This is a genomic window from Streptomyces sp. NBC_01551, assembly GCF_026339935.1.
In the GTDB taxonomy this organism is placed as follows: Bacteria; Actinomycetota; Actinomycetes; order Streptomycetales; family Streptomycetaceae; genus Streptomyces.
In genome coordinates this window covers 1-628 of the sequence record NZ_JAPEPX010000023.1, presented here as the reverse complement: position 1 = coordinate 628, position 628 = coordinate 1, and the positions used below count along the sequence as shown (strand labels likewise).

Sequence of the window (628 nt, the reverse complement as noted above, 5' to 3'; positions counted from 1 at the left end):
CCCGCCGAGGTGTCCGGGGCCGTCCTGGACGCCGTCCTCGCCGCGCAGGAGCCGCAGCTCGCCCTGCGCGAGGGCGCCGCGCACGCTCCCCGGCTGGCCCGGGTCGCCTCCGGCACTCCGGCCGAGGCTCCCGCGTACGACCCCGAAGGCACCGTCCTCGTCACCGGCGCCGCCGGCACCCTCGGCCGGCTCGTCGCACGGCACCTCGTCACCGAACGCGGTGTACGGAACCTGCTGCTGCTGAGCCGTCGCGGCGACACGGCGCCCGGCGCGGCGGACCTGACGCGCGAGCTCAACGAGCTCGGCGCCGACGTGACCTGGGCCGCGTGCGACGCGGCGGACCGGGAGGCGCTCGGCGCCGCCCTGGCCGCGATACCCGCCGCGCATCCGCTGCGCGCGGTCGTCCACACCGCCGGCGTCCTCGACGACGGTGTCATCGACTCGCTCACGCCCGAACGCCTCGACGCCGTCCTGCGGCCCAAGGCCGACGCCGCGCTCCACCTCCACGAGCTGACCCGCGAGCTCGGCCTGTCGGCGTTCGTCCTCTTCTCCTCGGCGGCCGGCGTCTTCGGCGCCCCCGGTCAGGGCAACTACGCCGCCGCGAACTCCTTCCTGGACGCCCTCGCCC

1 protein-coding gene is annotated in these 628 nt (G+C 77.2%); it reads left to right on the top strand.

From position 1 onward, the window contains the following. A partial coding sequence (locus tag OG982_RS30895) for a beta-ketoacyl reductase (RefSeq protein ID WP_266950288.1) occupies positions 1 to 628 on the top strand: 628 nt, incomplete at both ends.